Source organism: Nonomuraea sp. NPDC054003 (genome assembly GCF_055585125.1).
In genome coordinates, this window is sequence record NZ_JBVJKR010000030.1 from 34555 (window position 1) to 50607 (window position 16053).

Sequence of the window (16053 nt, forward strand, 5' to 3'; positions counted from 1 at the left end):
TCCTCGTACCGCGGCTCAGCCGACCTGGATCTTGTAGACGTCCACGGTCTGGTGGTGGGCCGGCTGGTAGGTGTAGCCGGTCAGGCCCTGGCGCAGGACCGTCACGTACTGCGAGTTCGCCAGGTTGACGGCGTAGTGGTCGGCGGCGATGAGCTTCTGGGCCTCGCTGTACGCGGCGCACCGCTCGGCCTCGTCGGTCGCCTGCTGGCCCTGCTCGGTGAGCTTGTCGACCTCGGCGTTGTCGTAGCCGCCGCTGTTCAGCCCGCCGTTGGCGAAGCTGGAGTGGAACTGCAGGTACAGCACCGCGTCCGGGTCCGGGTACGGCGGGAAGCCGTAGATCATGCCGAGGTCCGGCGTGGTCTCGTTGGTCTTCAGCCGCTCGACGTACTGCGGGTAGGTGATGGCCTCCAGGTTCAGCTTGACGCCGATCTCGGACAGGTTGGACTGCAGCAGCGTGGCGGCCTGCTCCATCTCCGCCGTGGCCTTCAGGTACGTCATGGTGAGCGTGACGCCGCTCAGCCCGGCGTCGGCCAGGATCTGCTTCGCCTTGGCCACGTCCCTGACCGGCTGCGGCGTGGTCTCGTCGAAGCAGGTCATGCCGCTGGGCAGGACGCCGACGGCCTTCTTGCCGGCTCCCTTGAGGATGGCGCTGACGTGCTGGTCGTAGTCGTAGGCGTGCGCGATCGCCTCACGCAGCTTCGGGTTCGACACCGCCGAGTCCTTCATCTTGAAGAACACGTACAGCTGGACGTTGGTGTCGGCCTTGTCGACCGTGAACCCGGAGCCCTCCATCCCGGCCCAGTCGGTGGGCGCGATGTCCATCGCGATGTCGACGTCGCCCGAGGCCAGCGCCGTCTTCTGGGTCGCGGCCTGCGGGAGGTAGCGGAACACCACGTCCTTGGCCTGGTTGGTGAACCCGCCCCAGTAGCCGTCGTAGCGGGTGAAGCGCGCCTCCTGGTTGGCGGTGTAGCCGGCCAGCTTGTACGGGCCGGACCCGGCGTCGTTGGTGGCCAGCCACTTCTGGCCGTCGTCGTCGCCGGCGTTGGCGGTCACGAGCTTGGAGTTGAGCAGGTAGACGCGGGTGAGCGCGGAGGCGAACGGCGCGTTCGGCTGCTTGAGGTTGATCCGCACGTGGGTGTCGTCCACGACCTCGGTGGAGTCGTAGGCGCTCACCAGGGACGCGACGCCGATGCCGAGCCGGGCGACGCGGTCGAGCGTGTACTTCACGTCGGCGGCCGTCAGCTTGGCGCCGTCGTGGAAGGTCACGTCGTCGCGCAGCGTCAGGTCGAGCGCGGTGCCCTTCTCGTCGAACTTCCACTCCGTGGCGACCGACGGCGACAGCTCGTTGCCCTCGTACCGCAGCAGCGTGTCGTAGGCCGGGATGGACACCTCGTCCACGGTGGAGTTGTCCGCCTGGGCGGGGTCGAAGGTCGCCGGGGGCTCGTTCTCGGCGATGATCAGGGTCTGCTTGCGCGCGTCCGCGCCTGCCCCGGTGGAGCCGGCGCCGCCGCCGCACGCCGCGAGGGCGAGGGAGGCGGCCAGGGCGGCCGCGACCAGACGCAGGGGACGAACCCGGCGGGACGGTCCCGCTGATGGGGGGATGCGGTGGTGCATGGATCTTCTACCCTTCATGAGTACGCCGTTGCGGCGAACACCTGCTTCCGGCCACGGCGCCTTGCCGTGTCCCACGTGGTCAGGACTCCGGGGCGGCCGTTCGCGCCGCTCTGGCCGGCGTGGGCCGCCAGGCTCCGGAGTCGTCCACGACGACGCCGTAGACCCGCTCCGCCGCCTCCGCGCTGACGTAGCCGTCGAGCACGTCGGCGACCACGGCGGCCGGGTCGCGGTCGAGCGGGTCGCCGTACCCGCCGCCGCCCGCGGTGCGGTTGACGAAGCGGTCCCCCGCCCGCATCGCCGCCCGGTACATGCCGACCCGCTTGGCCCGGTCGGTGCCCGGCCACAGCACCATCTCGCTGGGCTCGGGCTCGTGGCCGCCGTCCAGCGCCCAGGGGCGGGTCTTGCTCTTCTTCTTCATCGACAGCACCTCGCCGTCGGCGAGGTAGCGGACCTGCCGCAGCACGCCCACGCCGCCGCGGAAGCGGCCGGCCCCGCAGGAGTCGGGGATCAGCTCCAGCCGCTCGTGGAACACGGTCGACTTGTGCTCCAGCACCTCGATCGGGGTGTTGCGGACCACGCTCTGCGAGGGGTGCTGCTGGGCGTTGGCGCCGTCGCGGTCCTTGCGCGCGCCCCAGCCGATGCCCTCGTTGTTGCTGATGACGAAGTCGGCGCCGGTGCGCGGGTCGTTGCCGAGCGCCATGAAGCCCGGCTCGTCGCCGCCGGAGGAGGCCGGGATGGTGTCGAGCACCTGGGCCAGGGCCTTGTGCAGCAGTTCGAAGGCGACGATGGCGCTCCACTGGGTGAACGTCGCCACCGGGTACTGCGCGTTGAAGAAGTTGCCGGGGTCGGCCACGACGGACAGTGCCCGGTAGTGCCCGGCGTTGGACGGCTCGTCCGCGCTGGTCAGCTCCTTGAACGTGGCCTTGGCCAGGCTCTCGGTGGCGCCGATGGGCAGGTTGACCGGGCCCAGCACGGCGCCGTCGGAGCCGTTGAAGTCGACCTCCATGTGGTCGCCGTCGATGGTGACCTTGACTTCCATCCGGATCAGGTCGTCGGTGATGCCGTCGTCGTCGCAGTAGTCCACGGCGGTCCAGGAGCCGTCGGGCAGCGCGGCCACGGCCTTGCGGGCGACCCGCTCGCCGTGCTCGATGAGCTGACGGATGGCCTGGTCCACGGTCTCGCCGCCGAACTTCTCCCACACCTGGGCCAGCCGGTTCTCGCCGGTGCGCAGCGCCGCGAGCTGGGCGTGGAAGTCGCCGATGGTCAGGTCGGGCAGCCGGGAGTTGAACCGGATCAGCTCGATGATGTCCCGCACCGGCTCACCACCGCTCACGATCTTCGTGCCGGGGAAGATCAGGCCTTCCTGGTGCATGTCGGTCGAGTCCAGGACGTAGCCGGGGGCCTTGGCGCCCAGGTCCATCCAGTGGGCGCGGACCGCCAGGTAGGCCGCGGGGCCGTCGTGCCCGTCCCGGAACACCGGGGCGAAGAGCATCGCGTCGTAGGAGTGCGCGCCGCTCCAGTACGGATAGTTCAGCAGGTAGACGTCGCCGGGCGCGAGGTTCTCGCGGCCGACGTACTCCACGCCCTTGACGATGGCGTAGTCGTTGGCGCCCAGGAACGAGGTGATGCCGGCCGCCTCGGCGGTCAGGTCCAGGTCGGCGTTGTAGATCGAGATGCCGAAGTCCAGCACCTCGTAGATGACCGGGTTGAACGCCGCCCTGACCAGGGTGCGGCGCATCTGCTCGCCCACCGAGACCAGGTAGTTCCTGATCACCTCGACGGTCGCGCCGTCCAGCCGCTCGCCCGTGCTCATGCCTGGCCTCCCGTGATCACCAGTTGCCCGTATCGGTCGACGGTGAGCCGCTGGTCTCCGAAGATGACCGTGGTGGAGGTGCCTTCCTCCACGATGGCCGGCCCGCTCACCTCGTGGCCGGCGCCCAGGGTGGCCCGCGCGTATACCGGGAACGGGACCGTCTCGCCCGTCGCGACGTCGAACGCCGGGCGCTCGGCGATCGGCTCGGGGGTGGCGGTCCCGGCCGACGGCAGCTCGCGCAGGCCCGGCTTGGCCAGCCGGCCCACCGCGCGCACCCGCAGCGTCAGGATCTGGCCCGGCTCCGGCATCGCGTGGCCGTAGCGGGCCTCGTGCTGCTCGCTGAAGCGGGCGAGCACGGACGCCGCGGTGTCGCCCGGCACCAGGTCGATGCCGAGGCTGTGCTCCTGGCCGTGGTAGCGCACGTCCAGGCGGCGGATCAGGGTGCGGTCCTCGGGCTTGACGCCCTGGGCGGACAGCACCTCCTCGCCCTGCCCTTCCAGTTCGGCGAACGTGTCCTCCACCGCGGCCAGCGTCTCGTCGGTCAGCGGGCGCAGGACCGTGGTGGCGAACTCGTACTCCAGGTCCGACATCAGCATGCCGAAGGCGGAGAACGCGGCCGGGACCTGCGGCACGATCGTGGTGGCGATGCCCATCTCGCGGGCCAGCATGGGCGCCAGCAGCGGCCCCGCCCCGCCGAACGCGAGCAGCGCGAACTCCCTCGGGTCCAGCGCCCGCTCCACGGTGATCTCGCGCAGCGCGCCGACCGTGCGGGCCAGCAGGACCTGGAAGACGCTCGCCGCCGCCTTGGTGACGTCGACGCCGAGAGGCTCGGCCAGCTCGGTCCGCACGGCGGCGCGGGCGGCGTCGGCGTCGATGGTCATGTCTCCGTCCAGGAACCCGGAGGGGTCCAGGTAGCCGAGGACCAGCGCCACGTCGGTGACCGTCGGCTCGGTGCCGCCGGCGCGGTACGCCACCGGGCCGGGCACCGCGCCCGCGCTGTGCGGGCCGACCTTGAGCAGGCCCTCGTCGATCCAGGCGATCGAGCCGCCGCCGGCGCCCACGGTGCGGATGTCGAAGATCGGGATCAGCAGCGGGAAGCCGTCGATGGCGGCTTCGTGCACCTCGCCGGGCTCGCCGTCCTCGATCACGCAGCAGTCCAGGCTGGTGCCGCCCACGTCGAAGGTGATCACCTTCGGCAGGTTCTGCTCGCGGGCCAGGAAGGAGGCGCCGACCACGCCGCCCGCGGGCCCGGACAGCACGGTCATCAGCGGCGCCTGCCGGGCCAGCTCGGAGGTCATCGCGCCGCCGCCCGAGCGCATGATGTGCAGCGGGTGGGTCAGCCCGGAGTCGTTCAGCCGCGACTCCAGGGTGGCGATGTAGTCGTTCAGCACCGGCCGGATGTAGGCGTCGAGGGTGACCGTGCTGGTCCGCTCGTACTCGCGGTACTCGCGGGTGATGTCGGTCGAGGTCGAGACCGACACCTCGGGGTACGCCTCGCGCAGGATGCGCGCCGCCAGCCGCTCGTGCTCGGGGTTGGCGTACGAGTGCAGGAAGCAGATGGCCAGCGAGCGCAGGCCGTGCTCCTCCACCAGCACCCGGCCCGCCTCGCGCACCGCGTCCTCGTCCAGCGGCTCGATCACCGTGCCCTGGGCGTCGACGCGGCCGGGCACGCCGACGCGGTGCCGGCGCGGGACGAGGGGTGGCGGCGGGGCGTAGGAGAAGTCGTACATGTACTGGGAGGGCACGTTCGCGCGGGCGATCTCCAGCAGGTCGCGGAAGCCCTCGTTGGTGATGATCCCGACGTCGGCGCCGCGCCGCTGGAGGATCGCGTTCAGGCCCAGCGTGGTGCCGTGGACGAACGCCTCCACGTCGTCCAGCCGGTCGGCGAGCCCGCCGACCGCGTCGAGGACGCCGCGTGCCGGGGCGTCGGGGGTGGTGGAGGCCTTGTGCAGCCGCAGTTCGCCGGTGGCGTCGTCGTAGGAGATGGCGTCGACGAAGGTGCCGCCGATGTCGACGGCGAAGCGGGTGCGGCCGGAGTCCTGGCTCACTGTGCGCCCTCCGTGGCGTGGTGGTCGGGTACGGCGGGCAGGTCGTCGCGGACGACCCGCCCGGCCTGCATGACGAAGGTGATCCGGCGCAGCGCCGACAGGTCGCTCAGCGGGTCGCGCTCGGTGACGATCAGGTCGGCGAGGTGGCCCTCCTCCACGACGCCCGCCTGCCCTTCGAGACCGGTCAGGCGGGCCGCGTCGAGGGTGCCCGAGCGCAGCGCCTGGTGGGTGTCGAGCCCGGCCTCGGCCAGGAACTCCATCTCGCGGACCGCGACCACGGTGTCCTCGATCGGCGCGCCGGGCGGGTAGTCGGTGCCGGCCAGGAAGGTGATCCCGGGCTTCTCCGGGTCGGCCGGGTCGGCGACGCCGGCCGCGATGGCGGTGCGGATGCTGGCGAGATGCCCGGGGCCGACCTCCAGGGCCCGCTCGATCTGCCACGGGGTGAAGGCGTGCTCGGCCATCCAGTCGGGGCAGCGGGTCACGCACAGCGTCGGGGTCAGGTAGACCCGCTGCGCCGCCATCTGCCTGGCGGTGGCCTCGTCGAGGTCGTAGGCGTGCTCGTAGCCGCGCACCCCGGCGGTGAGCGCCTCGCGGATGGCCGAGCCGGCGCCGGCGTGCGCGGTCACGTACGTGCCGTGCTCGTCGGCGGCGCGGACCACGGCGCGCATCTCGTCGACGGTCATCTGCGCGCCGTTGAACGACTCGCCCTGGTGAGCGATGCCGCCGGTGATGAAGATCTTGATGAGGTCGGCCCCGGCGGCCAGTTCCGTGCGGGCGGCGCGCAGGAAGGCGTCGTAGCCGTCGGCGTAGGCGCAGCCGCTGCCCTGCCCGTGGCCGCCGGTCGTGGAGATCGCCCGGCCGGCGCCCACGATCCGCGGCGCCTCCACCCAGCCCTGGCCTGCGGCGGTGCGGACGAGGAGGTCGGCGCGGTTCTGCTCGTGCACGGTCCGGATGGTGGTGACTCCCGCGTACAGCGCCTCGCGAGCTCTGGACAGCGCGCGCAGAGCCGTGATGCCGGGGTTCTCCGACTCGTCGTTGTCCGAGAACGGGTAGACCACCGACAGGTGGGTGTGCACCGAGATCAGCCCGGGCAGCAGGTAGCGTCCGCCCAGGGGCACGGTGCGCGCTCCGGGGGGCGGGGCGTCGCTGGTGATCCGTTCGATCCGGCCGTCGCGTACGACGACGTTGGTGTCCCGCCGGATCGATCCGGATCGCACGTCCACGACGTGACCGCCGGACAGCCACACGGGCTCGGTCACGGGCGCTCGCCCGTCTATCGCTGTCACCGTTTCCTCATCTCTTCTTCTCGGGGAGGTTGTGCATGAGCCGATCCGGCCCCAGGTCGGAGACGTCCACGGGCGGCTCCGCACCGGCCACGAGGCAGCGCAGGGTCTCGGCCCACAAGGGGGCGAAGGTGAAGGCGTACGTGCCGCCCGCGACGAGGAACCCCGGCCTGCCCGGCACCTCGCCGATCACCGGCATCTCGTCGGGCGTGGCCGCGAGCGGCCCGGCCCACGCCCGCAGCAGCCGCAGCCGGCGCACGAACGGCAGGATCCGCACGGCCAGGGCCAGGTTGCCCACCATGCTGTCCACACCCGCGTCGCTGCGGCCGTCGAGGTTCAGCCGGCGGGCCGGCCAGCCGCCGCCGACCAGCAGGTTGCCCGCGTTGACCTGTTTGACCGACAGTCCTTCGCCGATGTGCTGGACCAGGTGCGGCAGGCCCGACGAGCAGCGCACGGTGGCGTGCATCTGGATCGCCACCGGGGCCATGTCGAGCGCGACCCCGGTCATGGCGGCGATCTTGTGCAGCCACGGCCCGGCCACGTCGATCACCACAGGGGTCTCGATCTCCCGCGCACCGGCGCGCACCCGCCACGCGCCGCCCTCGCGGGCGATCGCGGTGACCGGCGCGAACGGCACCACCTCGGCGCCGTGCCGCACCGCGTCGTCCAGGTAGGCCGGGGTGACCTTCAGCGGGTTGGCGTAGCCGTCGTGCGGGCACCAGGTGGCGGCGGCGACGGTCGGCCCGAGCTGCGGCAGGGCGTCGCGGGCCGCGTCGCCGCCGAGGATCTCCGTCTTGATCCCGGCCGCGTTCTCCCAGGCCTGCTTGTCGTACAGCTCCTGGACCTGCTCGGGGGTCTCGGCGACGGTGAACCCGCCGCTGCGGCGCAGCTCGACCGAGGCGCCCAGGTCGTCCTCGACGGTCTCCCACAGGTCGCTCGCGGCGCGCTGCAGCGGCGCGAACCGGGCGCTGTCCAGGGGGACGGCCTGGCCGGGACGCCGGGTGTGCACCGCCTGCACGTGCAGGTTCCCGGCGGTGGTGCCGGAACCCTCCCGTCCGGGGGCGCCGCGTTCCAGCACCACGACCCGGTGGCCGTCGCGGGCCAGCCTGCTCGCCGCCGACGCGCCCAGCACGCCGGCGCCGACGATCACCACGTCCGCCGTCCTCATGCCGGCTCCCCTTCGCCGGCCATCTCCAGCAGCGTGGCCACCGGCACGGGGCGGACCGGGAGCCGGGACGGGAAGACCCCCGCGGGCAGCCCGTCCGCCGGGGACGCCCGGGTCACGGCGGTGACGGCGAAGCCGCACTCCCGGCCCTGGCACGGTCCCATGCCGGCGCGGGTCCACGCCTTGGCGGCGTTCACGTCGCGGCCGGCGGTCCTGGCGATCCCGCGGACCTCTCCGGCGGAGACGGCCTCGCAGCGGCAGAGCGTGGCGGCGTCCGGCAGCGCGGACGGCAGCAGCCGCGCCAGCTCGGCCGGAGCCGGGTAGAGCGCGTCGGTCAGCCGCTTGAAGTGCGCGAGGCGGCGACCGGCCGCGGCCAGCCCGCGCGCCTCGCCGGCGCGGGGTTCGTGCCCCTCGCGGCCCAGGATGTCGAGCGCGGCGGCGAGGCCGCGGACCTCCGCGACGGGCGCGCCGCCGATGCCCGCCGCCTCGCCGATGACGTACACGTCGTCGCGCGAGGAGCGCCCCGAGTCGTCGAGCTCCGGTGTCGCGTCCCCCGTCGCCGGGTCGGTGCGCACCGCGCAGCCGAGCATCCTGGCCAGGTCGGTCTGCGGGCGGAAGCCGTACCCGACGCAGAGCGCGTCCACCTGGACCGTGCGCACCGGCCGGGTGGGCGCGGTGGCGGCGGCCAGCGTCACGGAGGTGATCCGGTCGCCTCCGTCGGCGCGCACCACCACGGTGTTCTGCCAGAGCGGCACGCGTGCCCTGGCCAGTCGCGCGGCGTATCCGGCCAGCTCACGCAAGCGCGCGGGATGCCGTACGGTCCCGAGCGCGCGGGTGCTGGGCCGGTAGGGACGGCCGGCTTCGGCGATCCCGGCGACCGTCACGCCGAGGTCCAGCAGTGAGCAGGCCACCGGCAGCAGGAACGGTCCAGAGCCGGCCAGCACGACCCGCTCGCCGATCGGCGTGTGGTCGGCGGCGGCCAGATGCTGGGCGAAGCCGGGCGTGGTCACGCCGGGCAGTTGCCAGCCGGGGAAGGGAAAGGGGCGCTCGTGGGCGCCGGTGGCGATGATCAGGTAGCGGCCGCGCAGCCGCACGGGGCGCTCCGCGGGGTCGCAGACCAGCAGTGTGCGCCCGTCGTCGCCGACGCCCCAGACCAGGTGGCCGGTGCGGCACTCGACGCCGGCCGCGCGCACGGCGCCGACCAGGCGCCCGCCCTCGGGGCGGTGGTCGCCCCAGACGCGGGCGACCTCGGGGGCGGGCCGCCTGAAGTACTGGCCGCCCAGCTCCGCCTGCTCGTCGACGACGGTGACGCTCAGCCCGGCGGCGGCCAGCCGGTGCGCGGCGGCGAGCCCGGCGGGGCCGCCTCCGACGATCACCACGTCGCGCTCGTGGACGGTCACGCCCGCTCCTCCTCGGTCTCGACGCGCATGCCGGGGCGTGCCGGGGTCAGGCAGGCCCGCACGCCGGGCCGGCCGTCCACCGTCACCTCGCATTCGAGGCAGACGCCCATGCCGCAGAACGGGCCGCGCGGCTCCTCGCTGACCGGGTTGTAGCGGAAGGTCCAGGTGCGGTCGCCGACGAGCGCCGCCGCGAGGCTGACGCCCTCGACGACGCTGACCGGCCGGCCGTCCACGTGGATCGTGACCGTGCGCGGCGGCGTCCCGATGACGGCCTTCGCTCTCATGCCCGGGCTCCCGCCGCGGCCTTCAGGCCGGATTCGGTCAGGACGGCGTCGATCGCCCGCAGCGTCGCCTCGTCCTCGATCGGCAGGAGCGGCGGGCGGACGTGCCCGCCGGGCTGGCCGAGCAGGTTCATCGCGGCCTTGAGCTGGGCGATGGGCGTGCCGTAGACGCCGCTGTAGTCCGGGTTGATGAGCCGGGACGACAGCGCGCCGTAGCGGCCGGCCCACTCGCGGGCGGCCTGACGGTCGCCCGCGGCGACCGCCTCGTAGTAGGGGACGGCGAACGGGGCTCCCATGCCGCCGCCGTCGATGTTGCCGTCGCCGCCGATCTCCATGAGCACGGCCAGGCCGCGCCGGTGCAGGAAGCTGCCGAAGACCCGCACCCGGTCGCAGACCGCCTCGACGGTGCCGAGCATCCGCAGCCAGTCGCCGGTGCTGTCCTTGATGGCGACCACGTTGTCGAGCGCCGCCAGCCGCTCGGCCAGCCCGGGATGGGCGGAGATGTCCACGGCGACCCCGCGCGGCCAGTTGTAGACCATGAACGGCAGCGCGGTGGCGGAGCTGATGCGGTCGTAGTAGTCCACGATCTCGTCGGGGCCGGGGTGCACGTACGGCGGCGGCGTGGCGAGCACGCCGTCGGCGCCGGCGGTGGCGGCGTGGCGGGCCAGGCCGATCGCCTCGTCCGGCGTGTAGGCGGTGATGCCGGCGACCACGGGGAAGCGCCCGGCGACCTCCTCCGCCGCGATCTCGACGACCCGCCGGCGCTCGTCCGGGCTCTGGCTGAACCACTCGCCGGTGCTCCCGTTGACCAGGACCCCGTGCACGCGCTGCTCGGCGTAGAGGCGCAGCAGCGCGCGCCACGCGTCCTCGTCGAGGCGCCCGTCGGCGGTGAAGGGAGTGGGAGCGGCAGGCCAGTAGCCGTGCCAGGTGACGTCGTCGCGGTCCATGCGGTTCTTCGACCTCTAAAAAGTTGGAATGGGATCGATTGCATAAGGTTGTAGCATCCGCCGGTTTCCGGTCAAGGGCGAAACCGGGTTTTTACCCGCGAAATCTCGGCGTTACATCGACGTACGAGTGATCTTCTGGAAGGATCACCGTGCACAATGGGATCGATCCCAAAGATCCACGCCAGGCAGGAGGACGATGCGGATCGGACTGAAGGAGGTCGCCGCGGAGGCGGGGGTGTCGCGCAGCACCGCCTCTCGCGCCCTCAGCGGCTCCCCGCTGATCTCCGCCGAGACACGAGCGGCCGTCGAGGAGGCGGCCGCCCGGCTCAACTACCGCCCCAACCGGCTGGCCGGCGCCCTGCGCACGCGGCAGTCCCACCTGGTGGGCCTGGTGCTCAACAACCTCATCAACGCGTCGTTCCACACGATCGCCGAGGTCGTCCAGCGCCGCGCCGCGGCCGAGGGATACCAGGTCGTGCTGGGCATCACCGACGCCGACCCGGCGCGGGAGAAGGCGTTCCTGCTCACCCTCGCCGCCCACGGCGTGGACGGCATCGTCATGATCGGCACGGGCAAGAACGGCGCGACCACCAACGCGCTGCGCGCCGAGGGCGTGGCGGTGGTCAACGTCATCCGCCGTCCGATCGACAGCGCCGCCCCGGCCGTGCTGGCCGCCGACCGGGAGGGCGCCCACGCGGCGACCGCCCATCTGCTCGACCTCGGTCACGAGCGCATCGGGTTCATCGGCGGCGAGCCGACGGCCAACTCCGGGCGGGAGCGGTTCGCCGGATACGAGCAGGCGCTGCGGGAACGCGGCCTCGACCCGGACGCGTCACTGATCGAGCGCGGCCCCTTCACCCCCGCCTTCGGCACCGAGGCCATCGCCCGGCTGCTGGGGCGCACGCCGCGGATGACCGCGCTGTTCGCCGCCAACCACGAGGCCGTGTTCGGGATCCTGCCCACGCTGGCGAGCACCGGCGTCGCCATCCCCGGCGACCTGTCGCTGGTGTGCTACGAGGACATCCCGTGGCTGCGCTACTGGTCCCCCGCCATCACGGTGGTCGACAACGGCGCCAGCGAGCTGGGCGAGCTGGCGATGAACCTCCTGCTGCACCAGCTGAAGCAGGCCCGGGGCGCGGAGAACGGCGAGACCCCCAACGGCCGCGCCTACCGGGTGGGCGCGCAGCTCATCCTCCGCGACTCCACCGCTCCCCGCGCGCGGGGCGGCGACCGCCCGTCCGGTCCGCCCGCGGCGGCCGTCGAGGCGTAGAGATCGGGACTGAGCCGCGGGCGAGTTTTCGTCCGCGGCTCTGCTGTTCCATGCGCGCCGGCGCCGGTCTGGAACGTACCGAACGGCTTGGGCTACTGAATTCGATTTCGACAGCACGCGCTCATCGCCCCGATGCATGGGCCCGCATCCGGCGGCGAAACCGCCGTGAAGAAGCCTTTGCCGGGCCCCGCTCCGGGGGATCGGGGAAACAGCCGGACGGGCTTTTCTCAATACGGCCGGGAATCAGGCTGGCGGAAGAGATGCCGAGCTGATATGGACGCTGCACCGGACATCCGCCGTTATCGGCTACGCACTGGTCACGCCGGGTGGGACGGACGGATCGGGCGCGCGGGACCGCCCGGCGCCCAAGCGCTCAGGACAACCTTCTCCCGCCATGAATCGGCTCGTTCTCCCGTCGGCATGCCCGCCCGCTCCGGATCGTTCAATGCGCGCCCCGGATGACTTCACGCTCCGGTCTCCGCGTTTCGCACGCACCATAGTCACGGGAGGACAACCCGTCTACTGAAGACCGCTACAGTAGACCGCAAGCCTATGACTATGGAGCTGCAGCATGGCTAAGCAGATTCGCGAGATTTACATTGACGACCTCGACGGAAGCCGGATGTCGTCCGAGAACGTCGTCAAGTTCGGCCTCGACGGCGTCGCCTATGAGATCGATCTGGGAGAGAAGAACGAAGAAGCGTTGCGCAAGGCGCTGTCGCCCTTCATCACCAAGGCTCGCCCGGTCAAGAGCGAGCGGGCCGGGCGCGGCCGTCGCGGGTCCGGCGGCGCCGCCCGCGCGCTGAGCCGGGAGAAGTCCGCCGAGATCCGGCAGTGGGCCAGGGCCCAGGGCCTGCCGGTGAGCGAGCGCGGCCGGATCGCCTCCTCGGTGGTGGAGAAGTACGAAGCCGCCCACTAGGGCGCTCCTGGCATCGCCCGAGAGGTGGCCGGCCGGCCACGGGCTCGGGCGAGCTTCAGGCCCCGGCGGGGCCGGAGCGGCGGCGGCCCACGGCGCGACGGCGCCGGCCACAGCCATAGGTCCCGGAAACCAGGGGCGTTCGCCGCTTCCCCCGGCCCGCCCGGGAAACCATCCTGACGGTGTCACGGCATGTGGAGGTGAACCGATCATGATCGGTGGACGCGTGATCATGGAAGCCCCGGCGATCGACGCCGAACTGCTGACCCTGAAGAAGCGGGTCGACGACCTCGACGAACAGGTGCGCACGCTGACGGCCGCCTGCCTCGCCCTCGCGCGCGCCGCCGAGAACGCGCCGCGCCGGACCCCGTCCGGCTGAGCGTCCGCCCCCGCGTGGCGCGCTGACCAACGACCGTCCGGCAGAGGACTTCCGGCCCTTCGATCCGCCTCCTCCATGAGGTGCGATGGAGGGGACGACAAAGGAGACCCCGATGCGGATGACCGTCGCGGACGTGATGACGACCGAGGTCGTCTCCGTCACCGCCACCACCCCGTTCAAGGACATCGCGGAAGCGCTCATCACCGGCGGCATCAGCGCCGTCCCCGTCGTGGACGACGACCGCCACGTGATCGGCATGGTGTCCGAGGCCGACCTCCTGCGCAAGGAGGAGTTCAGGGAGCAGTTCTACCGTGAGGGCTACCGGCCGCCGCTCCGCGCCCGGCTGCGCAACCCCAAGGGACGGCAGAAGGCCGAGGGCGACACCGCCGCCGACCTGATGACCGCCCCCGCGGTGGCCGTCTCCCCCCAGGCGTCGGCGGTCGAGGCCGCTCGCCTGATGGACGCGCACGACGTCAAGAGGCTGGCCGTCGTCGACCCCGACGGCCGGCTGGCGGGCGTCGTCAGCCGTCGTGACCTGGTCAAGCTGTTCCTGCGCGGCGACGAGGAGATCGCCGCCGAGGTCCGCGAGGACATCCTCGACCACGCGCTGTGGGTGGAGACCTCCGGCGTGCGGGTGGAGGTGTACCAGGGCGTCGTGACGCTGTCCGGCTGGATGGAGCGCCGCACCGAGGCCGCCATCGCCGTCCGGATGACCCGCCGCGTCAACGGCGTCGTCGATGTCATCGACAAGCTCACCTGGAAGCAGGACGACTCCGCGTGGGAAGGCAGGTAGCCATGCTGGTGCGCGAGGTCATGAGCAGCCCGGTGGTCACCGTCCGCGGCGCCGACCTGGTGCGGCGGGCCGTCCGGATCCTGCACGGCCACGACATCACCGCCGCTCCGGTCGTCGACGACGCGGGCCGCCTGGTCGGCGTGGTCAGCGAGCTGGATCTGCTGCGCGGGGAGTTCGAGCCCGACCCCCGCGCCACCGTGACGCCTGTCCCCCGGACGGACGGGCCGCCGCCGCACCGGGTGCACGAGGTGATGACCGGCGACGTCGTCACGGTCACCGAGACGACCGACGTCACCACCGCCGTCGACCTGATGGTGGGCAAGCGGATCAAGAGCCTGCCCGTGCTCCGCGGCAAGGAGATCGTCGGCATGGTCAGCCGCCGCGACCTGATGGCCATGCTCGCCCGTACCGACGACGAACTGCGCGCGGCGGTCGAGGCGGCGCTGCGCGAGCAGTATCCCTCCGGCCCGAGCTGGGACGTCACCGTGCGCGACGGCGTGGCCGAGCTCACCGGGCCGCCCTCCGAGCACGCCGGTCAGATCGCCGGACTGCTCGCCCGCACCGTGCCCGGCGTCGTCCGGGTCAAGCTCCTGAGGAGATCGCCATGACCGCCATCGTCGAGAACGTGATGACCACCGACGTCGCCGCCGTCAACCAGAACGCGTCCTTCCACACCGTGGCCGAGCTGCTCATCAGCCGGGGCGTCAGCGGGGTCCCGGTCCTGGACGACGAGAACCGCGTGCTGGGCGTCGTCTCCGAGGACGACCTCCTGGCCAAGCACGAGTTCAAGCAGCTCTACTACGGCGAGGACTACCGGCCGCCGCTGCGGGCGCGCATCCGCCACGGCGCGGGCGCCGGGGGCGGCGGCTACCGCAAGTCGCTCGGCGAGACCGCCGGCGCGCTGATGACCAGCCCCGCCCGCGTCACCACCCCCGACACGCCGGTCGTGGCCGCGGCGCGCGTGATGGACCGCTACGGCGTCAAGCGGCTGCCCGTGGTCGACGCCGGCGGACGCCTGGTCGGCATCGTCAGCAGGCGCGACCTGATCAAGATCTTCCTGCGCCCCGACGAGGACATCGAGCGGCACGTACGAGAGATCGTCCGCGCCGGCGACCACGCCCTGGACGTCGCCGTCGCCGAGGGCGTGGTCACCCTGACCGGCACCCTGCCCGAGCACAGCCAGGCCGTCACCGCCGTCCGCCTGGCCGAGAACGTCGACGGCGTCGTCTCCGTCCGCGACGAGCTCAACTGGAAGCACGACGACATCGCCGACGTGCCCATGTGGGGCGGCGCATGACACACGCGCCGGAGCGGACCACACCAGCACCGCGCCCGAACCTGTCACCACCGGCGACGCACGCCGACGGTGGAACCACAAAGGTCACAACCTTCGGCCGCCGCACGAGTCCTCGTTGACACCCGATTCGCCGATGCTGTATGAAACCAGGTGGTTATTGAACTTCTAGGTTATGGATGAGTGTGCTCGACGACACCTTCGCCGCCCTCGCAGATCCGACGCGCCGGGCGATCCTCGCCCGGCTCAGGTCTGGCGAGGCCACCGTGACAGAGCTCGCCCGCCCGTTCAACATGAGCCAGCCGGCGATCTCCAAGCACCTCAGAGTGCTCGAACGCGCCGGGCTCGTCTCCCGGAGCCGGGATGCGCAACGGCGGCCCTGCCGGCTCCAGGCGGGTCCGCTCAAGGCCGCCACCGACTGGCTGGAGGGCTATAGCCGGTTCTGGGAGGACCGCTACCAGAACCTCGACGAACTGCTGGACGAACTCAAAGGTGAAGAGGCCAACGATGGGTGAGATCGCCGACCGCTACCGGCGGCGCGCGGACGCCTTCGACCGCAAGGTCGCGACCGTACGCCCCGATCAATGGAACAACCCATCCCCGTGCGAGAAGTGGACCGCCCGGGATGTGGTGCGGCACATCATCGACATGCACGACGTGATACTGCGCCAGCTTGACCGCATGCCCAGCGCCGCGCCGTCCGTGGACGAGGATCCGGTCGCCGCGTTCCGTTCCGCGCGGGCCGACGTCGAGGCGATCCTGGACGACCCTTCGCTGGCGAGCGTTGAGTGTGAGACGCCCACCGGCAGCATGACGGCCGAGGAGCACATCGACAAGGTCCCGAGCGCCG

At 72.2% G+C, this 16053-nt stretch carries 16 protein-coding genes; 8 read left to right on the forward strand and 8 right to left on the reverse strand.

Annotated features, from left to right (window positions below):
• Positions 1-15 precede the first annotated feature (15 nt).
• The 8 genes from ACZ6YG_RS43860 to ACZ6YG_RS43895 form a co-directional block, all read right to left on the reverse strand.
• A complete protein-coding gene (locus ACZ6YG_RS43860; protein WP_187281118.1) occupies positions 16-1614 on the reverse strand; it encodes an ABC transporter substrate-binding protein in 1599 nt (532 codons plus the stop codon).
• Between the two features lie 79 nt (positions 1615-1693).
• Entirely contained in the window at positions 1694-3427 is a 1734-nt protein-coding gene (locus tag ACZ6YG_RS43865; protein ID WP_219551905.1) for a hydantoinase B/oxoprolinase family protein, read from the reverse strand.
• Positions 3424-5475: a hydantoinase/oxoprolinase family protein gene (locus tag ACZ6YG_RS43870; protein ID WP_466021275.1), complete on the reverse strand. Its 2052-nt coding sequence runs from the start codon at positions 5473-5475 to the stop codon at positions 3424-3426. The genes ACZ6YG_RS43865 and ACZ6YG_RS43870 overlap by 4 nt, the downstream gene beginning before the upstream one ends.
• Positions 5472-6734, reverse strand: coding sequence for an amidohydrolase family protein (locus ACZ6YG_RS43875; RefSeq protein ID WP_466021276.1), 1263 nt, complete (start codon positions 6732-6734; stop codon positions 5472-5474). Before ACZ6YG_RS43875 ends, ACZ6YG_RS43870 begins: the two co-directional genes overlap by 4 nt.
• Before the next feature lie 34 nt (positions 6735-6768).
• Positions 6769-7926: an NAD(P)/FAD-dependent oxidoreductase gene (locus ACZ6YG_RS43880; protein ID WP_466021277.1), complete on the reverse strand. Its 1158-nt coding sequence runs from the start codon at positions 7924-7926 to the stop codon at positions 6769-6771.
• Positions 7923-9323, reverse strand: coding sequence for an FAD/NAD(P)-dependent oxidoreductase (locus ACZ6YG_RS43885; protein WP_466021278.1), 1401 nt, complete (start codon positions 9321-9323; stop codon positions 7923-7925). The genes ACZ6YG_RS43880 and ACZ6YG_RS43885 overlap by 4 nt, the downstream gene beginning before the upstream one ends.
• Complete coding sequence (locus ACZ6YG_RS43890; RefSeq protein ID WP_466021279.1) at positions 9320-9607, reverse strand: (2Fe-2S)-binding protein; 288 nt, start codon at positions 9605-9607, stop codon at positions 9320-9322. Before ACZ6YG_RS43890 ends, ACZ6YG_RS43885 begins: the two co-directional genes overlap by 4 nt.
• Entirely contained in the window at positions 9604-10551 is a 948-nt protein-coding gene (locus tag ACZ6YG_RS43895; RefSeq protein ID WP_271279147.1) for a dihydrodipicolinate synthase family protein, read from the reverse strand. The genes ACZ6YG_RS43890 and ACZ6YG_RS43895 overlap by 4 nt, the downstream gene beginning before the upstream one ends.
• Before the next feature lie 196 nt (positions 10552-10747).
• Here ACZ6YG_RS43895 and ACZ6YG_RS43900 point away from each other — a divergent pair, with 196 nt between their 5' ends.
• The 8 genes from ACZ6YG_RS43900 to ACZ6YG_RS43935 all read left to right on the forward strand — a co-directional run.
• The gene (locus tag ACZ6YG_RS43900; protein ID WP_466021280.1) at positions 10748-11821 is read left to right on the forward strand and encodes a LacI family DNA-binding transcriptional regulator; all 1074 of its coding nucleotides are present in this window, start codon (positions 10748-10750) and stop codon (positions 11819-11821) included.
• A 571-nt stretch (positions 11822-12392) separates the two neighbouring features.
• Positions 12393-12740 carry a histone-like nucleoid-structuring protein Lsr2 gene (locus ACZ6YG_RS43905; RefSeq protein WP_148031054.1) on the forward strand — a complete coding sequence of 116 codons (348 nt, stop codon included), beginning with the start codon at positions 12393-12395 and terminating at the stop codon, positions 12738-12740.
• 208 nt (positions 12741-12948) lie between these two features.
• Complete coding sequence (locus tag ACZ6YG_RS43910; RefSeq protein WP_466021281.1) at positions 12949-13116, forward strand: hypothetical protein; 168 nt, start codon at positions 12949-12951, stop codon at positions 13114-13116.
• A gap of 112 nt (positions 13117-13228) precedes the next feature.
• Entirely contained in the window at positions 13229-13909 is a 681-nt protein-coding gene (locus ACZ6YG_RS43915) for a CBS domain-containing protein (protein ID WP_261808485.1), read from the forward strand.
• On the forward strand, positions 13894-14517 hold the full coding sequence (locus ACZ6YG_RS43920) for a CBS domain-containing protein (RefSeq protein ID WP_466021282.1): 624 nt from the start codon (positions 13894-13896) through the stop codon (positions 14515-14517). Before ACZ6YG_RS43915 ends, ACZ6YG_RS43920 begins: the two co-directional genes overlap by 16 nt.
• Positions 14514-15206 carry a CBS domain-containing protein gene (locus ACZ6YG_RS43925; RefSeq protein WP_148031052.1) on the forward strand — a complete coding sequence of 231 codons (693 nt, stop codon included), beginning with the start codon at positions 14514-14516 and terminating at the stop codon, positions 15204-15206. The genes ACZ6YG_RS43920 and ACZ6YG_RS43925 overlap by 4 nt, the downstream gene beginning before the upstream one ends.
• Before the next feature lie 176 nt (positions 15207-15382).
• Positions 15383-15718, forward strand: coding sequence for an ArsR/SmtB family transcription factor (locus ACZ6YG_RS43930; RefSeq protein ID WP_148031051.1), 336 nt, complete (start codon positions 15383-15385; stop codon positions 15716-15718).
• Positions 15711-16053, forward strand: a 343-nt coding sequence (locus ACZ6YG_RS43935; RefSeq protein WP_466021283.1) for a maleylpyruvate isomerase family mycothiol-dependent enzyme, incomplete at its 3' end; no start/stop codon positions are given. The genes ACZ6YG_RS43930 and ACZ6YG_RS43935, both read left to right, overlap by 8 nt.